The following is an 18,232-nucleotide window of genomic DNA, read 5'->3' as shown; positions in this document are numbered from 1 at the left end:
CCACTCTACATAACCCTCAAAGCAACCTTTAAATGGCAGAATCTCCTTAACTTGATCGTTTCGGAGACCACCATGCTTCGCGTATTTGAACAAAGACTCGACCCCTTCCCGCCCGACGAGGTACCACCGCCCCCCGAAGGCCTGGCTCGGTTCCTTTGGGCGTGCACACGGGGCGCCCGCGGCTATATTCTTGCGTTTGCGCTGCTCAGTGCCGGAGTGTCGATCTACGAAGCCTGGCTGTTTTCTTTCCTTGGTCAGGTCGTGGATCTGCTCTCGACCTGGCAGGCTGGTGGTGATGCGGCGGCGCAGGAAAGTCGCGTGTTGTGGGGCATGGGCATCGTAATGCTGGCCAGCATCGGGCTGGTGGCGTTGCGTACCATGGTGCAGCACCAGATATTGGCGATCAATCTGCCGTTGCGATTGCGTTGGGACTTCCACCGCCTGATGCTGCGGCAAAGCCTTTCGTTCTTTTCCGATGAGTTCTCCGGCCGGGTCACCACCAAGGTGATGCAGACTGCGCTGGCCGTGCGCGACGTGCTGTTCACCCTTATCGAGATCGCACCCGGAATCGGGGTGTATTTCATCGCGATCATCGCACTGGCCGGCGGCTTCGCACTGAAACTGATGCTGCCTTTCGTTGCCTGGATCGTGTTGTTCGGGCTGGCCATGCTGTACTTCGTCCCCCGCTTGGGGAAAGTCGGACAGGAACAGGCCAATGCGCGGTCGATGATGACCGGGCGTATCTCGGACGCCTACACCAACATCACTACGGTGAAGCTGTTTTCCCACTCCAATCGAGAAGCGCACTTCGCACGTGCTGCGATGGAGGACTTCAAGCAAACCGGCTTCCGTCAGATGCGCCTGGTCAGCCAGTTCGAGATCGTCAACCAGGCATTGGTGGTGGCGTTGATCATGGCAGCAGGTGGTTATGCGCTGTGGCTATGGCACCAGGGTGAGGTCGGCGCAGGCGCTGTGGCGGCAATCACCGCCATGGCGTTGCGTATCAATGGCATGTCGCACTGGATCATGTGGCAAATGACCTCGCTGTTCGAGAGCATCGGCACCGTGCAGGATGGCATGGCAACCCTTACCCGCGGCCCCAAGGTGCAGGATGCGCCGGACGCGGGCGTGCTGGTGACCTCCGGCGGGGCGGTAACCTTCGACAACGTGAGCTTCAACTACAATGGCGAACGCCAAGTGCTCGATGGCCTGAGCCTGAACATTCGTCCGGGCGAAAAAATCGGCCTGGTGGGCCGCTCCGGCGCGGGCAAATCCACGCTCATCAACTTGCTGCTGCGCTTCTATGACGTCGACAGCGGGCAGATTCGCATTGACGGGCAAGACATTGCGCACGTGACGCAAGACAGCCTGCGCGGCGCCATCGGCATGGTCACCCAAGACACTTCCCTGCTGCACCGCTCCATTCGCGACAACATCGCCTACGGCCGTCCCGGCGCGACCGACGCGCAAATCCGCAGCGCCGCGGCCAATGCCCAGGCCGATGAGTTCATCAGCCAACTGAGCGACCGGCAAGGGCGCACCGGCTACGACACCTTGGTGGGCGAGCGCGGCATCAAGCTTTCGGGCGGCCAGCGCCAGCGCGTCGCGATTGCCCGAGTGATGCTCAAGAACGCCCCGATCCTGCTACTTGACGAGGCTACCAGCGCGCTGGATTCGGAAGTCGAAGTGGCCATTCAGGAAAGCCTCGATGAAATGATGGAGGGCAAAACCGTCATCGCCATCGCCCATCGACTGTCCACGATTGCGGCGATGGATCGACTTATTGTCATGGACGATGGACGCATCATCGAACAGGGCACCCACACCGAATTGCTCGCCAGGAACGGCATCTATGCGCGGCTGTGGCACCATCAGAGTGGCGGGTTCCTGGGTGAGGATCGGGGGGTGACCGAGGCTATGGATCAGGTATGAGCGTGAACGACCCGGGGATGATCAGCAAGTGTCTGCTTTGGGTCGTTTTCTCCTCTTCATGACATCGGGGGATTGGTAAAAAGGGACAGGCAATCTCGCCATTTCTGCGCATCGGCAGGGTCGGCCATGTATAGGATGCACATTGAAAACTCCCTATTCGCCTTTCAGATGCGCATAGCTATCTACGAAACGCTTAAATTTGTGTTTGCCACAAGTGTACGCTTCATACTTTGCGGGTAGAGCCTCACTCACGCAGGTTGGCACGGGCTCAACTAGCGCATCGAAATCCAAATCAATAAAGAACGGTATTGAATAACGCTCCAGGCCGCTGGTATTTATGACGCGATGCATTGTCGAGGTGTAGCGATCGTTGGTGAGGGTTTGAACCAGATCACCAATGTTGACGATAAAAGTGCCCTCAACGGGTGGGGCGGTAACCCACTCCCCTGCACGGTTCCTGACTTGCAAACCGCCAACTGCGTCTTGAGACAGGACAGTCAAGAAACCGTAGTCCGTGTGCGCCCCAATACCAATCTCCTCTTGAGAAACCCTTCCGATCTGGGGCGGGTAACGCAAAATTCGCTGAATAGTGATGGGCTTGCGCTGAAGATGCTCAAAGTAATCTTGTGGTAAACCCAAACTCAGCGCGATCCCGCCAATAAGCATTCGCGCGAGCGCCAACACAGAGGAATGGTAATCTTCGGCAACCTTCTCAAATTGCGGCAGTACAGACGGCATTTGATTAGGACCAAAAAATGGAGAGACCTCATCGTAATGAGCTCCGCAATCAAAACACTCTTTGAAATCTCGGGTATTAGCAGGGTCTACGTTTTCCGCGTACATCGGAATATAGCCACGTAGCGTGAGCCCGGAATTCACGACATTAAGCTTGTTCTTCTCCTCAAAAGGAAGCTTGAAAAAGCTTTTGGTAAGCGCATACATCTCATCTATTAACTGCTGGTCAATGCCATGGTTTTTTATATAAAAAAAACCCACCTTTTCGCATGCGTCACCTATTTGGCTTGCCACACTCAGCGGATTTTCGCCGTTTATGAGCAGCGATATATCTATGACTGGAATTTCAGTGAACGCTGTTTGTTTGCTAGCCAGACGAATATCAAATAACTCTGTCACCTATGCTCTCCTTTCCGAAATATCAATAAGGCAGAAAATTTGGAAAGCACGACTGTGCCCTCTTCAATTCCACTGAATCACACCTGAACCGTCACCTATAACACCCACTTTTACGTCCGCCTCAACGAGTGCGGTTTGCCGCTGCGCGCACGTTCATCACTCCGCGGGCACTGACCGCTCAATGCGATGGCAACCAGGCGCGTACGAATCAAATCAGCCCGGGTTTTGACGGATGTTAATCCTGGATTTTCTGGCATGCAAGCAAAATGTACACCTATGTCATCAGCCGTTGACACAGGTGTACATTTATCCTAATTTTAAGTCATCGAGTCTGATGAAGCCCACTTTGGAGCGCACCACGATGTCCAGCGATCCCTTGCTGCAACCCTATAAAATCAAGAATCTGACCCTCAGAAACCGGATCATGACCACCTCCCATGAACCGGCCTACCCTGTGGACGGCATGCCCAAGGATCTCTACCGCGCCTACCACGTGGAGCGCGCCAAAGCCGGTGTCGCACTGACTATGACTGCCGGTTCCGCTGCCGTTTCCCGAGACAGCCCGCCGGTGTTCAACAACGTGCTGGCCTACAAGGACGAAGTGGTCGGTTGGTTGAAGGACCTGACCGATGAGTGCCACGAACATGGCGCGGCAGTGATGATCCAGTTGACTCACCTGGGCCGTCGCACCCGCTGGGACAAGGCCGATTGGTTACCGGTGGTGTCGCCGTCACACCGTCGCGAGGCTTCGCACCGCTCCTTCCCGAAGAAAATGGAGGAATGGGACATTGAGCGGATCATCAAGGACTATGTGGACGCCGCGGAACGCATGAAGGCGGCAGGTCTCGATGGTCTGGAGCTTCAGGCCTACGGGCACTTGATGGACCAGTTCTGGTCGCCGCTGACCAATGACCTCGACGGCCCTTACGGCGGCTCGCTGGAAAACCGCATGCGCTTTACCTTCGACATCCTGCGTGGCATCCGCCAGCGGGTCGGAGAAGATTTTCTGCTCGGGGTTCGCTACACCGGTGACGAAGAATTACCCGGGGGCTTCACTGCCAGCGAGGGCATGCAGATTTCTCACATGCTCAAGGACAGCGGACTGGTCGACTTCCTGAACGTCGTGCGCGGCCACATCGATACGGATGCGGGGCTGACCGATGTCATCCCGATTCAGGGTATGCGCAACTCACCCCACCTCGACTTCGCTGGCGAGATCCGTTCGGCAACAGGCTTCCCGACCTTCCACGCTGCGAAGATTCCCGATGTCGCCACCGCGCGCTACGCGATCGCCTCGGGCAAAGTGGACATGGTGGGCATGACCCGTGCGCACATGACCGATCCGCACATCGTGCGCAAAATCATCGAGAAGCGCGAAGAAGACATTCGCCCGTGCGTGGGCGCCAACTATTGCCTGGATCGCATCTACCAGGGCGGCGCGGCCTACTGCATTCACAACGCGGCGACCGGCCGCGAAACCACCATGCCCCATGACATCCCCAAAGCCGCCGTCAAGCGCAAGGTGCTGGTGGTCGGTACCGGCCCTGCCGGGCTGGAAGCGGCGCGGGTCGCCGGTGAGCGCGGCCATGATGTAACGGTGCTTGAGGCGGCTGACCAACCTGGCGGGCAGATTCGTCTGACTGCGCTGAGCGAGCGTCGTCGCGAGATGATCAGCATCATTGATTGGCGCATGGCGCAATGCGAACGGCTCGGGGTGAAGTTTCACTTCAACACCTGGGCCGAAGCTGACACCGTGCAAGCCTTCGAGCCTGACGTGGTCATCGTTGCGACCGGCGGCCTCCCTGATACCGAGGTGCTCCGCGAAGGCAACGAACTCGTGGTTTCAACCTGGGACATCATTTCCGGTGACATCAAGCCCGGTCGCAACGTACTGATCTTCGACGATGCTGGGGATCATGCCGCCCTGCAGGCTGCCGAGGTCATCGCGCAAAGCGGTGCGACCGTGGAGATCGTCACACCTGACCGCTCGTTTGCACCTGAAGTCATGGCCATGAACCTGGTGCCCTACATGCGCAGCCTGCAGGACCTGGACGTCACCTTCACCGTCACCTACCGGGTCGATACCGTGGAAAAACGTGATGGCGGGCTCGTTGCAACCTTTGGCAGTGATTACGGACAGGTCCACAAGCAGCGCGTGGTCGATCAGGTGGTCGTCAATCACGGCACCCTTCCCCTGGACGACTTGTACTTCGACCTGCGTCCTCTCTCCACCAATGGCGGCGCGGTAGAGCAGCATGACCTGATCGCCGGTACGGCGCAGAACATCGTCACCAACCCCGAAGGACGCTTCCAGCTGTTCCGGATCGGCGATGCGGTGTCGGCCCGTAATACCCACGCGGCCATCTATGACGCTTTGCGCCTGGTGAAAGAAATCTGAAGCCATGAAGGCCCTTCAAAGGGCCTTCATTGCCTATCTCTTCGGCTACATGCCTTTGCGGGCAATTTCAGCGCCTGCCTGCACCGCCCGCCCCACAATCGACTCGATGTTCTGATCGGCCATCGACTGCAGCGCTGCTGCCGTCACGCCACGGTAAGCCATCAACGACTCAATCATTTGCCGCGGATCGCGACTGGCAAGCATCTGGCCGCCCCCCACCACCACGCCTTGTGCAGCACGCTGCGCGATGACAAGAGGAATTCCCGCAGCCACCGCCTGATTAGTCAGTGCCATTTGCAACATTGCCGGGAAGGCCGGCCCAGTCCCGGACAACGCGCTGAGGTAATCAATACAGTCTTCTTCAGGCACTTCGTCCGCCGAACCTACGCACTCGAACAGCCGCTGCACCCACTGGCGGTCGTGTTCAACTAGCTTTCCGACACTGTACCAGGGCGTGAACGACTGCCTGATTTCCACGGCCGCATTCGGCATGGCCCGCACTATTACATCCGCACCGGTTGCCGCGCTGATGGCTGCCGCCGGAACGCCGGCCATCAGAGAAATCACTACCTTGCCGCGGGCGTTGATCAGCAGTTCGCGAAACTGCTCCGGCCGGATAGACAGCACGACAATATCGCTGAGGTCCACCAACTGTTGGTTGTCGGCCAGCAGTCTCACGCCAGGCTCGAAGGTGCTGACGCCGGAGCGGTTCGAGATCAACAAACGGTCAGGCCCGATGAACCCGCTATCGAGCGCCGCCTCGGCGATTGCGCGCCCGAGCCAGCCGGTGCCCCCAATGATGCCCAGAGTTCTATTCTCCATCGGCAGTGGACTCCTCGAAGGTATCAACCAAAGGAACGAAAACGCCGGGCTCTTTTTCTGCGTAGCCGAACTTTCCATAAAAGCGGTCCAGCTCGCGCCGCTTCGGTACCTTGCCGGTAAACACGCTCACGTACTGAGGAATCCGTCGAAATCGAACGACGATATCTTCATTGGTTTTCATGGAGATGTAGCCGATTTGCGTGAGGTAGATCGTCCTGGCCCGAACATCGGCCCCCTCTGCGTCGTAGCCAAACCGTCGGAACATGGCAGCCAGGGCATTCATCCGCGCCTCATCGGCCAGAGCGATTTCAGCCGTGACCTCGTCCGATTGCAGCGCCCAACTGCGCACGGCAAATTCGAATTGCGAGTCGAACAGCTCAGGGTTCACCCAACACTCGAAGACGTTGAGAATCGCTTCGGAAATACTCTCTGCGTAACTCTCACATTGGCTGACCATACCGCCGGTGTTCTTGTCCCGCCATCGAGCCAAGAGTGCCGCGAGCAGCTGCTCCCGATCCTCATAGAACCAGTAGAAGCTGGTACGAGACAAATTCAAGCGTTTGGCCAGCGGCATCACCCGCACAGCATCCACACCCGACTCTTTAAGAGCATCGTAGGCGGCGTCCAGCCAACCATCTACGGAGCCTCGCCAGCCTGCGTCCTGCGCTTTGGTTTTCGCCCTTCCTGTCTGTGACATTCGGGTTGTACCTTTATTAAAAATTCTTCCCCACTGTACACCTCAGGATCTGTGGCGTACACGGCATGTACATAAACGTACATTTTCGAGACGCTTCGATGGGAAACTGTTTTCGAGCAGCCGAACTGACGGCTACCAAACGGCGATATGGGAATCGGCTCGCGGCTCGGTGCCGCCGCACAGCACACCGGTGTCCGGGTCACGGATGATGATCTGCCCTCGGCCATAGTTGATCAGGTCGCAATCAACCTGAATCTGGTGTCCGCGCCGTGCCAGCGAAGCGGCCAAGTCCCGAGACGCCCCGTGTTCGATGCCGACCTTCAGATCGCCCAACCATTGCCACCGCGGAGCGTCCAGCGCGGCTTGGGGGTTGAGGCCAAAATCCACCAGATTCATAACCATCTGCACATGGCCTTGGGGCTGCATGTAGCCACCCATGACGCCGAACGGTCCCACCGGTGCGTCACCTTTACTGATGAAACCGGGAATGATGGTGTGAAAGGTTTTTTTGCCCGGTGCCAGGCAGTTGGCGTGGTCAGGGTCGAGACTGAATTCCTGTCCGCGGTTCTGCAAGGCGATGCCGCTGTCTGGCAGTACCACACCGGAGCCAAAACCGTGGTAGTTGCTCTGGATGAAGGACACCATATTGCCCTCCGCATCCGCCGTGGCCAGATACACCGTACCGCTGGCGTGGGGATCGCCCGGATTGGGTTCACGCGCCTGATCGGTGATCTGTTCGCGACGTTGGCTGCTATAGGCATCGCTGAGAAGGTCAGCCACGGCCACACGCATGTGCAGCGGATCGGTGATGTAATGCAGGCCGTCGCTGTAGGCCAGCTTCATGGCTTCCAACTGACGATGCCATGTCTGCTGGCTGTCTCGGTGATCGAAGTCAAAGCCCTCAAGGATTTTCAGGGTCATCAGGGCCACCAATCCCTGCCCGCTTGGGGGAATTTCCCACACATCGTAGCCGCGGTAGTTGATGCTGATCGGGTCCACCCATTGGGCGCGATAATCCTGCAGGTCGCTGGCTCGCAAGTAGCCGCCGGTGGCGCGAGAATGGGCATCCAGACGCTGAGCGAGATCGCCGCGATAGAGGCTTTCGCAAGCGCTGTCCGCCAGTTCTTCCAGCGTTCGGGCTTGCGCCGGGTTGCGGAATAATTCACCGGCCTTGGGCGCACGGCCATCAATCAGGAACGTGTCGAACCAGACGTCGAGCACTGGGTCTCGATGGGAGCTGAATTCATCCAGAGCAGTCTGCCATTGTTGGGCGACCACCGGTGACAGTGGAAAGCCATCCCGGGCCAGACTGATGGCAGGCTGCAGCAGTTCGGCAAAGGGCAGCTTGCCGAAACGTCTGGACAGCTCCGCCCAGGCCGAAGGGCAACCCGGCACCGTGACCGGCGTCCAGCCATAAAGCGGCATCTGCTCGTGACCACTCGCTTTGACGGCATCGATCGTCAGTGCCGCCGGTGCGTGGCCGTTGCCGTTGAGTCCGTGCAATTGGCCTTTGCTCCAGACCAGGGCAAAGGCGTCACCGCCCAAGCCGCAGCCGGTGGGTTCCACCACAGTAAGCGCTGCCGCCGTGGCGATCGCTGCATCAATGGCATTACCGCCGTTGCGCATGATCTCGATGCCAGCTTCGGCGGCCAGTGGCTGGGAAGCCGCGACCATGCCGCGGCGGGCAAACACACTCTGACGTTGCGACGGATAGGGATACTCGTGGGCAGAAAATTTCAACATGGCAAAAGTTCTTCCAAACAAAGATTCATTGGTCGCAGGTGTCCGGTTCCATTGCCGGGTGAAAAACGACCCGACTGAGAAGGTCACAGCACGCGGCTGAGAAAGGCTTGGGTTCGCGGGTGTGTCGGGCGACTGAAGATCTGCTCCGGCGGCCCCTGTTCGATCAATTCGCCCTGATCGAGGACCACCACGCGGTCAGCGACTTCTCGGGCAAAACCCATTTCATGGGTGACCACCACCATGGTCATGCCGTCATCGGCCAACTGCTTCATCACCTGCAGCACCTCGCCGACGGTTTCCGGATCGAGGGCGCTGGTGGGCTCGTCGAACAACATGGCCTGAGGCTTCATCGCCAGCGCCCGGGCGATTGCCACGCGCTGCTGCTGTCCACCAGACAACATCGACGGGTAATGCATGGCTTTGTCCGCCAGACCGACCCGGGCGAGCAATGCCCGGGCCTGTTCCAAGGCTGCGGCGCGCGGCACACCCAGCACCTGGATCGGTGCCTCAATGATGTTTTCCAGCGCGGTCATGTGGGGGAACAGATTGAAACGCTGGAAGACCATGCCGATGTCCCTACGCTGGCGAGCGATGTTGCGCTCGGAGTCGCGCACCAGGCTGCCGTCGGCGCGCTCGCGATACCCCATGGCACGGCCGTTGACGCGAATGCGCCCGCCCTGAATGTCCTCCAGCAGATTGATGCAGCGGATAAAGGTGGTCTTGCCCGAACCCGAGGCGCCGATCAATACCACCACTTCACCGCGCCGCACCTGCAAGGAAATCCCTTTGAGAATCTCCAGGTCACCAAAGGACTTGTGAATGTCCAGGGCCTCGATGATCAGTTCTTCACTTTTGTGCGCCATGCTTAACGCCCCCTCAGCAATTTGAGCGTGCCGCGGCCGAACATGCGGCTGCCAGCCGCCGGCGGCACGGGTCGATCGGACTGTCCGAAACGCGCTTCCAACCAACGCTGGAAGAAACCCCAGAGGGTAGTCAGCAGCAGGAAATAAATCGCCACCACCAGATACAGTTCAAATACCCGGAATGTCGCCGACGTGACCATTTGCGTACTCAGCAATAACTCCTGCACGCCAATCACACTGACCAGGGTCGTATTCTTGAGCATCACGTTGAACTCGTTGCCCAACGGCGGAACGATGACCCGGAACGCCTGAGGCAGAACGATTCGCCGCATCAGTTTGGCGAAGGTCATGCCCAGCGAACGCCCGGCCTCGTACTGCCCCTTGTCCACGGCGCCGATCCCCGCACGGATAATCTCGGCCATGTAGGCGCCTTCGTTCAGGCCCAGGGCGATGATCGCGGCCTGGATGTTGCCCGGCACCACCAAACCAAACAGTTCCACGTCTTCGAAGCGGAAGATCCCGCCGGCTGCCAATGCGGTGTATAGAAAGACGATCTGCACCAACAGCGGCGTACCGCGCATCAGCCACACGTAAAAACGCACCGGCAGGTTGAGTAACGGGTTGTGCGAAAGACGCATCAACGCCGCCGCCAACCCCAGTACACAGCCCAGCGCCATCGCCAGCACACTGATCAGACAGGTCAGCCAGAGTCCGGTGAGGTACACCCCGCTGGGCTGCAACAGGTATTGCCAGAACACATCCCAATTGAAGTTCATCGAGCGTTCGCCTCAGTCGAGTGTGTCGCTGGAAACATGCCATTTGCTCAGCAACTGCACGTAACTGCCGTCGCTGCGCATGTCACTGATGACCTGTTGTACCGCCGCGGTGAGCTGCGGATCATCCTTGCGAATCCCTAGACCGGTCAGAATCCGGCTGAAGGCCGGCACCCCTTCCTCAAACATATCGGGCGCCATAGTTGCGTAGTAACCAGCGGTTTCCACGGTAGTGCCGTAGGCGTCCACTTGACTGATGCGCAGCGCCTGAAAGGCGTCCGTGTCGCTGTTGTAAACCACCAGTTTCATCGGCGTCTTGCCAGCCTTGGTCAGCTTTTCGTTCTCGGCGTCCAGTAAGGTTTTGATCGTTGAGCCGTTGAGTACTGCCACCTTGTGCCCGGACAGTCCATCGAGGGTCTTGATGCCCTTGGGATTGCCTTTGGGGACTACCACTGACTGGCTGGAATACATGTAGTTGACGATGTCGATCACCTCCCGCCGTTCGGGCTTGTCGAACAGCTGATCAACGATCATGTCGCACTGCTGGGCGAGCAGTGCCGGCAGCAACCCGGAGAACGGAATGACCCGCCATTGCACCGGTTTGTCCCCCAGGCGCTTGGCGATTTCCAGCCCCAGATCGACCGTCAGGCCCCTGGGTTTTTGCGCCTCATCGAAAGACACCAAGGGCGGTGAATCCATGCCCGAGCAATACGTGAGTTTGTCGGCCTTTTGCAGTCGCTCCGGCACCTGGGGCGTGGCGACCGCCCACTGTGCGCAGAGTCCCAGGGATACAGCAGCGAGCAACACACGGCGTTTATGCATGACGAGACACTCCAGTTGTTTAGTAACGGGGCAGTACTCAAAGTCAAAACACGGTCGGGCTCGAGCCCGATTCTATTTTTCCGATTGCAGAAACTGGGTCAGCGCCGGCACTGTGCCCTCGATGTGCTCGCGCACCACGGCCTCGGCCCGGTCGGCATCACCTGAGCGGATGGCGTCAAGGATCACCGCGTGCTCCTGGCGAGCGCTCAGGGGTTTTTCGCTGTGTTGCAACCACAGGCGCATAGGCGCTTCGATCAGCGAATACAGCGCCGAGATCTGCTTCATCAACCGAGGACGGCCGCTGAGGCTGCACAGGTATTCATGGAAGGCACGATGAAGCCTGACCCACTCGGCGCTTTCGTCGCGGTAGTCATCCATTTCATCCAACATGCGTTCCAGCGCCGCCAGCTGACGCTCACCGATCTTGGCCACGGCTACGCGGATGGCCAGGCCCTCGAGGGCGCTGCGCATCTCGAAAACCTCATGCAGTTCGTCGAAATCCAGACCACTGACAATGGCCCCGCGGTTAGGCCGCAATGTCACCAGGCCTTGAGCATCGAGACGGCGAAAGGCTTCGCGCACCGGCATTCGGCTCATGCCGATTTCGCTGGCAATGTCCTCAGCGATCAGCCGGTCGCCTTTGCGATAACGGCCCCCACAGATCGCTTCCAGCAGAAAGTTATAAGCCTCCTCCTCGGCAGTCAGGGGCTGACGTTCAACATAGGTGGGAGCGAATTGCATAAAGTCACCTTTTGCAGTTTTGTATCCAATTATCCATATATTCAAAAAAGCAGAATCCGTGCCAGTCTGTTTGGAACTGCCTCAAGTTATTAATCAGGAAGGAGTTTCGATTCAAAAACCGATGATCTTGAGATCGGCGTAGTACTCACCGAGTGCTACGAAATGGCCCAGCGCGCCCCAAACAGGGGAAAAACGGTATCCAGGTAACAAATAATTTCACCGAATGTTCTCCAAAGTTTTCGTACCACGAAAGAACGCACTACAGAAATTAGCGCTTTAAAAGTTTTACTCGATTAAGTATTTTGCATGGATGATTGGGCGACATCCGCCCCTCCTTTTTCATAGCGACAGGATCTCCCGTGAGCGGACTACGTGAACGTCAGAAAGTCGAACGACGCCAAGCCATCAGCAAGGCAGCCATCGAACTGTTTGAGCGTCAGGGTTTTCAGAACACCACCATCGAACAGATCGCCAACCAGGCTGGGGTGTCGGCGCCCACCGTGTTCAAGTACTTCGGCAACAAGCAGGAAATCATCCTGGAAATCCTGCACGACGCCGACCAGCGTGCACTCAAGGACACCCGCAGTCAGATCCCTGAAATGGAGGATCCAGTCGACACTCTGTGCTATCTGGAACGCTTGCTGACCGGTTACGCCCTGGAAGTCATGCACCCCAGCCTCTGGCGGGAACTGCTGCCATTGATCCTGTTTGGCGGCGACAAAGGGCTGCCCGAAGGCTATCGCGCCATGAACGATGCGCTCAGGGCTGAAATCAGCGGATTGCTCAGAGAGTTGCAGCAGGCCGGCAAACTCCGCGCCGACCTCGACGTAGACCTGGCCGCCTTTTTGTTGAACGACTACTCACACCTGCAGTTGTTCAGGCTGGTCAACCAGGAGCAGCCGGATATCGAGTCGCATTCCGCTCAGGTTCGTCATATCACCGAGCTGCTCTTTTACGGTATGCGGGCCTGAGAAAAGCGCCCCATCGACGCGCAGAGTCAGCACACGTTACAGGTTGGCGCAGCTCCGAAGATTCCTGTCGAGCCCGGCACAAAAAGCGCCGGGCCACGATGATCAGCGATTGGTCTTGATGCTGGTCCAGGTGCGAGTGCGGATCCGCTCCACGGCTGGCGGCATGGGCTGCAAAGCGAACAGGGTTTTGCGCGCTTCGTCCGGCACATACATGTTGGGGTTATTACGGATGTCGGCGTTCACCAGCGCGGTGGCATCCTTGTTCGGGTTGGGGTAACCGATCTTGTTGCTGATCCGGGCGATCACATCCGGGCGCAGGATGTAGTTGATGAACTCGTGGGCCTCCTTGGTGTGGGGGGCGTTAGTCGGCACCATCATCACGTCTGACCACATCGGCGCACCTTCCTTGGGCAACGCCATTTCCACCCGGACACCCTTGCCGGCGGCATCGGCCAGTTGTTTGGCCAGCGCCATGCCTCCCGACCAGCCCACGGCGACGCAGATGTCACCGTTGGCCAGGTCCATGCCATAGCGCGACGAGTTGAAGTAGGTAACGTAAGGACGAATCTTCATCATCGTCGCCTGAGCCTGCGGGTAGTCCTCGCGTTTCTGGCTGTTGGGATCGAGGCCCTGGTAGTGCAAGGCGATGGGCACGATTTCGTTGGCCGCATCGAGAAAACCGACACCACAACTGGCTAGCTTGGCGAGGTTATCTTCCTTGAAGATCATGTCCCACGTATTCATCTGCACATTGGCGCCCAGAATCTGCTGAACCTTGTCGACGTTGTAGCCGATCAGCGTGGTGCCCCAAAGGTATGGCGCAGCATAGCGGTTGCCCGTATCACCCACCGTCTCCAGGGATTTCATGAACTCCGGATCCAGATGCTGCCAGTTCGGCAACTGACTGCGGTCCAGAGGCTGGACGGCACCCGCCTTGATCAGGTGGCTCAGGTTGGCGCTGCCGGGGTAGACCACGTCATAGCCAGAGTTGCCGGTGAGCAATTTTGACTCCAGCGTCTCGACGCTGTCGAACACGTCGTAGATCGGACGGATCCCGGTTTCCTCCTGGAAGCTCTTGAGGATCTCCGGTGGCAAGTACTCGATCCAGTTATAGATCCGCACCGTGCGCTCTTCAGCCAGTGAAACGCCCGCCGTCAGCAACGACAGCGCAACGGACAACAGGGTGTTGCGTACATTCTTGTTCATGGTGAAACACTCCTACGCGGCCGCGTTGGCTCGCGACACTTAATAGCGGTAGGTGAAATAAAGTTCGAGTGCACTGAATTTTTTATCATCGCCGAACACCTGCTTGGCAGCGGCCAGCGGCTTGACCCAGTTATAGGAGAGCGATGTATAGAACGACGGCGTCGGGGTCCAGTCGAGGAAAACCACACTCTCATCGGCAAAACGCCGATCGCTGACGGGTGCCCCCATGTAGTTTTTCTCGTCCAGCCAGAACTGATAGTGAATCGCGCCGAGGGTCACGGTTTCGTTCAGGTGGGTCTTGAGGGAAAACTGTTGGACGTTTTCGTTGCTGTTGAACAGCAGGTAGTTGCCGACAATGTCCCCCACCAGCCAGGTGCTCCAGTCGATGAAGCCTTTGCTCAACGGGTCCCAGGCTTTCTGGCGGTTGTCGGTGAGGTTGTCATCGCCGGAAAAACTGGCGTAGCGATAGCCGATGACCGGCGTCAGCGGCAAGGTATTGAAGGCATAGTCCGCCTGACCATACCAAGCCTTGGCATCGTAATCGACGCCCTCGCCGCTGCCTTTCTCCAGCCCGTATTCGGCGTTGAGCGTCAGGGCGGAAACCCCCGGCACCTTGGCATTGAGTGCCCTTACGTTGTACACCAGCATCCCATCCCGGAATCGAGGGGCCGTACTGCCCTTGGGCCCCAGCGCATTGACCTTCATCGCCATGGCACCCAGCGTCACCTGGTCGTCGAGGTTGTAATCCAGGTTGGCACCCGTCATGCGGAAGTCACCCAGATCATCGTCGGTACGCAAGCTGAAAGCCTGGGCCTTCAACGCACCATGATCCCAGGCCAGGATCGCAGAATCCTTGAAGGCGGTTCTTGGGCCAAGCCAGTAGGCGCCGTCGTCGAGCTGGTCAAGGTTGCCGTCCATGACGATGAAGCCAGTACCGATCATGTAGTTCTGGCGTCCGGCAGTCAGCGTCCACTCCCCGGCCCGGAAACCGCCATAGAGTTCTTCGGCGGCCACATCACCATCAGAGCTGCGCGTAAAGCCGCCGGCATCGCCATCGCCAAAGGTGGTCGCCGCCACGAGCGAGCCGCCGGCCAGCAGACTGAAGTCAGGCTGCAGCGAATAGTCCAGCTTGATACCTGGCTTTACGTAGAACTCCTGCCAGTCGATTTTCGTTCCGCCATTTTTGCCGCTGCGCACATCGACGCGGCCGCTGCCGAAGTTGACGTTACGAGTGGAAAGGGTCGCACCGCCGGCGGTGAAGTTGACCTCGCCCTTAAGGTTGCCGTCCTCGAAGGTGTAGCCCGCCAGCGCCACGTGGGTAGTCAGGGGTAAGCCGAACGCTAAGAGCGCTCGAGAGAAACGCGTCATCGAAACCATATGAAGCTCCTGTGTGATTATTGTTGTTACAGGGCAGTGAAATGGCGGCGCAGAGCGCCGCCAACACCTGGCCGAGCCAGGCGAACAGGACGCAAACTTCTTGTATTTATGGGGCGTTTCAGTGGCTAAGTTGCGCGGCGATGGCACGCAGCATGCGCACGCTGTCAGCATCGAACTGGCTGACAGCGTCGGTCAGCGATGACTGCTTGACGATCACCACACCGGACGGCTTATCGACGAACAGGTATTGGCCGTGAATACCACCCGCCATGATCGCCTGGCTGTGGTCGTTGAAGACGTACCACTGGCTGCGGTAGGAAGCGCCGGGGGTCCATTGCGAGAAGTCGGAGTCTTTGGCGTAGATCGCCGGATCGGCGCCAGCGAAGAGGCGTGCGACAGTCTCGGCGGATAGCAGTTGCAGACCATTATGTCGGCCATCGTTGGCCAGCAGCCGACCGAATCGCGCCATGTCTCGCAAGGTCGCGCTGAAACCGGCGCCGGCAACGCTACGTCCCCAAGGGTCAGCCATGAAGTAGCCGTCGCGCTCACACCCCAACTGGCTCCAGATGTCTTGCAGTAACTGATCGCAGGCCTTGCCCGAGGCGCGCTCCATGACCCAGGCCAAGGCTTCGGTGGTAGCGGTCACGTAATGAAAAAAGCCACCGTGGGTGCCGCGTTTCTTTAGAGACGGCAGGTATTGGTACAGCGACTCGAACTGGGCGTACTGCGCAGGTGCGGGCTGAAAACCGCAGGCATAGCCGTATTGCGAACTCTCCGAGTTGGGGTCGTCATAGACCTCGCTGTAATCGATGCCCACCGCCATGTCGAACAACTGGCGTACGGTGGCATCACCAAACGCGCTGCCCACCAATTCAGGCACGTAATACGCTGCGGGCAACGTTGGGTTGAGTACACCGTCACAGACCAGTTGCTCACCGAGGGTGCCGATCAGTGACTTGGTCACCGAGAACATGATGTGCCGGTCCCGGGGACGCTGACCATTGAAGTAGCGCTCGAACAGCACGGTATCGCCTTGCATCACCAAAAAGGCATCGGTCTGACTGGCCACCAAGTGATCGATGACATTGACACTCAGGCCACACTCACTGTCGAAGTGCAGCTCATCCAACGCTTGTGGTGCTTCCTGCAAAGTACTGACTGGCCCGGAACCCGCCTGCACATCAATCGAGGGACGCAGGCGCGCCAGATTACGGAAACCCCACTGGTTGAACGGTGGGCGCATCCAGTTGTTCCAGGTGACGCGGCGTTGCGGCTCTGCCGGGAAGCCCTGCATAAGCAAAGGCGCCTGGCGCGCGTCGAATGACGATCCATTAGTCTCGACGTAAAGACTGGCCAGTGAAGGCACGGTGTTCTGACTCATCGGGTTGACCCTGAAAATGACTCTGCGTGAGAGCAGATGCAGGAAAATAATTACCCGATATTATTTTTTAGTCAATAAAACATTTATTCGGATTAACATATTTTGTGGCTGCTGTGCTTTTGCGAGCACCCGAGTCGATCCCTTGGCAGAAAAGGCACGGACTCCACACAAAAAAACGCGGCGCACGAAGTACTTCATGCCCCGCGCTGCTGGAGATCAACTCAGCGATATACCGTTACGGGTTCACCGACGACGTCCCGATTGATCGTGATGCCCAATCCTGGGGTCTGCGGGGCACGGCTACCTTTATCACCGGGCAAGTACTGGTGGTGGATGGGGGGCGCACGGCGAAACTGCCACTGCCGTTTTGATCGAATCAGCCCGACTTGCGACGGAGGAGTCACTCCCCCACTTCCGTTGCACCATCTGTTCACGCCTTCGCTTTAATCGCGTACAGCCCCCCAACAATCACCAACGCTGCGCCGACAACCACCCAGGTATCCGGGCGCTCGGCAAAGACGATCACCCCAATCAAAGTGGCGAACACCAGAAGCGCATAGTTGAAAGGCTGCAGGGTAGAAGCGGTCGCGTATTTCAGTGCTTGAATGAAAAGAATCTGAGCGACTACGCCCGTCAATGACAGGATCCCCAACAAGAGGCCCTGGACCAGAGTCGGAGCAACCCAGGCGGGTAGCCCCGCAAATGTGATCGTCAGCGCACCCACACCTGCCATAAAGAGCATGTTCGTCGCAAAGGAGTCGTGCTGGCTGATCCGGCGCGTCAGTACGTTGAACACCGCGAACGCCAAAGCAGCCACCAGGGGAATCAGCGCCGCGAGTTCAAAAACGCCCGCGCCTGGTCGAAGGATGATCAGTGTTCCGGTGAACCCTATGGCGGCGGCAATCCAGCGCCGCAGACCTATGAACTCCCCAAGCACGGCCCCCGCCAATGCCAGTGCCATCAGCGGAAATACGGCATAGAGCGCATGCATTTCGGCCAGGCCCAAATATCGTAGCCCCACTGCAAACAGTATGGTTTCACCCACGGCTAACAGCGCTCGAATGATTTGGAGCCAAGGGTGCTTACTGCGAAATGACTCTTTGCCCCTACCTTGGTAGGCGGCATATCCGAGGGCAAAAACGACAAACACCCAATAGCGCATCATGACCAGTTGGGCAACCGGGAAGTCTTTGACAAGCACCTTGGTTAGTCCGTCCTGGCTCGCAAAGATAAGCATTGAAAGCAGGCATAAAAAAATCCCGAGTTGGGGCCTTGCGACCCCAGGACTAACGGCAACGGTGGGCGTAGTTAAGTACGCCGTGTTTTTTGTTTGATCGCTCTTCAATCGCACCTCGGTCATGCCCTCCTCCTT

Annotated in this window: 15 protein-coding genes; 3 read left to right on the top strand and 12 right to left on the bottom strand. The window is 58.2% G+C overall.

The window, feature by feature from the left end:
- Positions 1 to 72 precede the first annotated feature (72 nt).
- Entirely contained in the window at positions 73 to 1,932 is a 1,860-nt protein-coding gene (locus TU81_RS02020; protein WP_048393053.1) for an ABC transporter ATP-binding protein, read from the top strand.
- A 153-nt stretch (positions 1,933 to 2,085) separates the two neighbouring features.
- On the opposite strand, the gene TU81_RS02015 is transcribed toward TU81_RS02020, so the two are convergent.
- A complete protein-coding gene (locus tag TU81_RS02015; protein ID WP_048393051.1) occupies positions 2,086 to 3,066 on the bottom strand; it encodes an isopenicillin N synthase family dioxygenase in 981 nt (326 codons plus the stop codon).
- 361 nt (positions 3,067 to 3,427) lie between these two features.
- On the opposite strand from TU81_RS02015, the gene TU81_RS02010 reads away from it, so the two are divergent.
- Positions 3,428 to 5,464 (top strand): NADH:flavin oxidoreductase, encoded by a 2,037-nt coding sequence (locus tag TU81_RS02010; protein WP_038983015.1) that lies wholly within the window; start codon positions 3,428 to 3,430, stop codon positions 5,462 to 5,464.
- Between the two features lie 45 nt (positions 5,465 to 5,509).
- Here TU81_RS02010 and TU81_RS02005 read toward each other — a convergent pair whose 3' ends face one another.
- From TU81_RS02005 to TU81_RS01975, 7 genes are all read right to left on the bottom strand, one after another.
- A complete protein-coding gene (locus tag TU81_RS02005) occupies positions 5,510 to 6,286 on the bottom strand; it encodes a pyrroline-5-carboxylate reductase family protein (RefSeq protein WP_038983014.1) in 777 nt (258 codons plus the stop codon).
- Positions 6,276 to 6,983: a TetR/AcrR family transcriptional regulator gene (locus TU81_RS02000; protein WP_038983013.1), complete on the bottom strand. Its 708-nt coding sequence runs from the start codon at positions 6,981 to 6,983 to the stop codon at positions 6,276 to 6,278. The genes TU81_RS02005 and TU81_RS02000 overlap by 11 nt, the downstream gene beginning before the upstream one ends.
- Before the next feature lie 132 nt (positions 6,984 to 7,115).
- Positions 7,116 to 8,726 (bottom strand): gamma-glutamyltransferase family protein, encoded by a 1,611-nt coding sequence (locus TU81_RS01995; protein WP_038983012.1) that lies wholly within the window; start codon positions 8,724 to 8,726, stop codon positions 7,116 to 7,118.
- Positions 8,727 to 8,809: 83 nt separating this feature from the next.
- Entirely contained in the window at positions 8,810 to 9,589 is a 780-nt protein-coding gene (locus TU81_RS01990; RefSeq protein ID WP_038983011.1) for an amino acid ABC transporter ATP-binding protein, read from the bottom strand.
- 2 nt (positions 9,590 to 9,591) lie between these two features.
- Complete coding sequence (locus tag TU81_RS01985; protein ID WP_038983010.1) at positions 9,592 to 10,365, bottom strand: amino acid ABC transporter permease; 774 nt, start codon at positions 10,363 to 10,365, stop codon at positions 9,592 to 9,594.
- Positions 10,366 to 10,377: 12 nt separating this feature from the next.
- Positions 10,378 to 11,184, bottom strand: a complete 807-nt coding sequence (locus TU81_RS01980; RefSeq protein ID WP_038983009.1) for an ABC transporter substrate-binding protein — start codon at positions 11,182 to 11,184, stop codon at positions 10,378 to 10,380.
- A 72-nt stretch (positions 11,185 to 11,256) separates the two neighbouring features.
- Positions 11,257 to 11,925, bottom strand: a complete 669-nt coding sequence (locus TU81_RS01975) for a GntR family transcriptional regulator (protein ID WP_038983008.1) — start codon at positions 11,923 to 11,925, stop codon at positions 11,257 to 11,259.
- Positions 11,926 to 12,284: 359 nt separating this feature from the next.
- Here TU81_RS01975 and TU81_RS01970 point away from each other — a divergent pair, with 359 nt between their 5' ends.
- The gene (locus tag TU81_RS01970; RefSeq protein WP_048393049.1) at positions 12,285 to 12,896 is read left to right on the top strand and encodes a TetR/AcrR family transcriptional regulator; all 612 of its coding nucleotides are present in this window, start codon (positions 12,285 to 12,287) and stop codon (positions 12,894 to 12,896) included.
- Positions 12,897 to 12,998: 102 nt separating this feature from the next.
- On the opposite strand, the gene TU81_RS01965 is transcribed toward TU81_RS01970, so the two are convergent.
- From TU81_RS01965 to TU81_RS01950, 4 genes are all read right to left on the bottom strand, one after another.
- Positions 12,999 to 14,102: a polyamine ABC transporter substrate-binding protein gene (locus TU81_RS01965; protein ID WP_048393047.1), complete on the bottom strand. Its 1,104-nt coding sequence runs from the start codon at positions 14,100 to 14,102 to the stop codon at positions 12,999 to 13,001.
- Positions 14,103 to 14,141: 39 nt separating this feature from the next.
- A complete protein-coding gene (locus TU81_RS01960) occupies positions 14,142 to 15,479 on the bottom strand; it encodes an alginate export family protein (RefSeq protein WP_048393045.1) in 1,338 nt (445 codons plus the stop codon).
- 118 nt (positions 15,480 to 15,597) lie between these two features.
- Complete coding sequence (locus TU81_RS01955; RefSeq protein WP_038983004.1) at positions 15,598 to 16,860, bottom strand: serine hydrolase domain-containing protein; 1,263 nt, start codon at positions 16,858 to 16,860, stop codon at positions 15,598 to 15,600.
- A gap of 430 nt (positions 16,861 to 17,290) precedes the next feature.
- Complete coding sequence (locus tag TU81_RS01950; protein ID WP_082157792.1) at positions 17,291 to 18,220, bottom strand: DMT family transporter; 930 nt, start codon at positions 18,218 to 18,220, stop codon at positions 17,291 to 17,293.
- Positions 18,221 to 18,232 lie beyond the last annotated feature (12 nt).

The sequence above is a fragment of the Pseudomonas lini genome (genome assembly GCF_001042905.1).
Classification (GTDB): Bacteria; Pseudomonadota; Gammaproteobacteria; order Pseudomonadales; family Pseudomonadaceae; genus Aquipseudomonas; species Aquipseudomonas lini.
The sequence above is the reverse complement of the archived record's forward strand: the minus strand, read 5'-3'. Positions and strand labels throughout refer to the sequence as shown.